We start from the raw sequence: 1,880 nt of genomic DNA on the forward strand, positions 1-1,880 counted from the left end.
CAAGAATACAAGGAGAAATTAAAAAGGATGAATTAAGTCAGGAGAAAATAAATGAACTAGGTGGTCAATTAAAAAAGTTATTTGATGACATTGATAGCGATGGAAAATTAAGGGCCTATCCTTCATTAAAAACTCTCGAAAATTATCTTGCTTCACAAGTAACTTCAAGAGAAGTGGCGAAAAGTTTTGTAGAGGAATACTTTGTTTTAAAGAATGGTCGTATCGTCTATCAAAGCCAACCTGAATTATTTGATTACCTAGAAAATAGAACGGTAACTAAGGTTGAAAAAGGAATGTATACAGTAAAACAAAAAAAGGTTTTATTAACATTTAAGTATATTGAAGAACTCAATGATTGGAGAATTATTGGGATCACATATATTTAATAAAAAAACATCGCGCAGCGGTGTTTTTTTTATTATTAATAATAAAACCATTGCGTTAAAAACAAAAGATTAAGTGTGTATAATGTATAAAAATAAAATGGCTCAGTTAATTGGTTTAAATGAAATGTAGGGGGGAACTTAACAATGTATTTGAATTATAAAAACATAGAAGAAACTAAGTTGCAAAATCAACAGCTAAATGATAGTGTGATAAAAAAATTTGGTATGCTTACAAATGGGTTAATGATAGTTGATAGGAGTAAAGTAAAAAGTACAGAGAGTAAACGATGTTGTTATATGAAGTTATCAGATGATGAAATACTAAGTTACATTAGAAAAGCTGCTTCGCAGCTAAAACGTAAACCAAAAATGAGAGAAGTAGCGGTCTCTAGGGCTGCAATTTATCGTTTCGGATCATGGAATGAGGCATTAATAAAAGCCGGTTTAAAAGTAAATAAAAGAGGGAATCTTTCAAATAATGAATTGTTATATATTTTAGAGGAAAGAATTACGAGTTTGGGGAGGATACCACTTACAAAGGAATTTGAGTATTATGGGAAAATTATCGAGAGATTTGGTTCGTGGGAAAATGCACTGGGTCTAATCGGTATATCATTCAACAGATATAAAACAAAGGAACAATATATAAAAGAATTACAAGATTTTTCAAAAAAGTTAGGGAAAGTGCCAACAAAGGTAGATTGTCAGAGAGAAAGATTTCCTATAATTACTTATCAGAGGAACTTTGGAACGTGGAATAAAGCATTAATAGCGGCAGGTTTGGAACCTAATAAGGGAGGAAGTATTTACACTAAAGAACAGCTTATTCAACTTATTCAAAAAAAATTTAATGAATTAGAATCTGTTCCAACACTTATACAAATGGAAATATCATTAAGTGTATTTAAGAAACATTTTGGATCTTGGAATAAAGCATTAGAGACAGCTGGATTTAAACCGTATACACAAAATAAAGGAAGGGTTTATACGGAGCAGGAACTTATAAATATCATAATCGAAAAAGAGATTGAATTAGGTAGAAAACCTAAATTACAAGATATGAATATTAATTTTAATGCATTTAAAAGGCACTTTGGATCATGGAAGAATGCTTTGAAAGCTGCGGTTAAGAAAAAAAATACTTAAAACATAAAAAAAGACAAGAGGTAGTTAACAATATATCTCTTGTCTTTTTTGTGTTTTATAAAAGCGGAACATATTGTATTTTTTTATAATTTAGTTGTAGCAAAAGGTGGAGGGATGAAATTGGGAGTTAAACAAATTTCTTTATTTGAATCATCGGAGGTTAGCCTAAGAGAAAGTGCAATTGGTAAAAAGTTTGATATGGAAAAGGCTAATATTCAATATGTAAATTCAAGGGTAAGGTATGTAGAACTAAGAGTGTTAATACCAGCAAAATCGAAAACCATACAAGAGGTACATAAAGTAAAGAAAACAACAACCTATGATGCCAAATATGAATTATTTAATGAT

3 protein-coding genes are annotated in these 1,880 nt (G+C 29.9%); all 3 read left to right on the top strand.

What is annotated here, in order from left to right:
* A partial coding sequence (locus RCF13_RS23670; protein ID WP_308141606.1) for a hypothetical protein occupies positions 1 to 386 on the top strand: 386 nt, incomplete at its 5' end.
* Between the two features lie 144 nt (positions 387 to 530).
* Entirely contained in the window at positions 531 to 1,532 is a 1,002-nt protein-coding gene (locus RCF13_RS23675) for a hypothetical protein (RefSeq protein WP_016121640.1), read from the top strand.
* A 114-nt stretch (positions 1,533 to 1,646) separates the two neighbouring features.
* The coding region (locus RCF13_RS23680; RefSeq protein ID WP_308141607.1) for a hypothetical protein at positions 1,647 to 1,880 on the top strand (234 nt) is incomplete at its 3' end.

It is taken from the genome of Stenotrophomonas maltophilia group sp. RNC7 (assembly GCF_030910085.1).
GTDB classification, from domain to species: Bacteria; Pseudomonadota; Gammaproteobacteria; order Xanthomonadales; family Xanthomonadaceae; genus Stenotrophomonas; species Stenotrophomonas sepilia.